Below are 558 nucleotides of genomic sequence, written 5' to 3'. Positions count from 1 at the left end.
GGCATTGAGCTCGGCGTCCGCGGCGGGTACTACCTGGCGGTGCACGGGACTCTGGTTCGAGAGGCGCGAGGACGCACTGTGGACTACCGCACTCCGTCATCGGTGCTCCAGCGGATGACGGAAAGCTCTCATGGGCTCAGGGCCCTTCACAGGGCGATCGTCGACGGACGACAGAACAAGAAACCGCAGAGGGTCGACGAGGCCGGAACGCCTCAACTCAACCTGAGCAACAAGCCTCTCCTCGCCGACGACAAGTGGCTGCGCACCACATTCAGTGCCGTCGGTGAATCCGTAGCGTCGCCTCCCATCGAAGGAGACGTAACCACGCCCGAGAGCGAGTTCGAGGCCGCCAAGACTCACTTCGCGAACCTCGTGGCTTCCCTGGAAAGCGCACTTGTAGCAGCCGAAAGCGTGCGTGGGCACAGTCGACCGTTCCTCAGGGAGCAGGGATGGCCCCAGGTTCACGCGGATGACCTTGGCATCCGTCTCGACAAGATGAGCGGACGGCTGAAGATGTACGCAGCGATCGCCGAGGCTGCGGAAGAGGCTCACTCCGGC

At 63.4% G+C, this 558-nt stretch carries 1 protein-coding gene; it reads left to right on the top strand.

Annotated elements, in window-relative coordinates; genetic code table 11:
• Window positions 1-78 precede the first annotated feature (78 nt).
• Window positions 79-558: hypothetical protein (locus tag KUM32_RS32295; RefSeq protein ID WP_217145494.1), on the top strand; the 480-nt coding region annotated here is incomplete at its 3' end.

It is taken from the genome of Streptomyces sp. AC627_RSS907, assembly GCF_019049165.1.
Note: the sequence above shows the minus strand (reverse complement) of the source record. Positions and strands in the feature narration are given on the sequence as shown.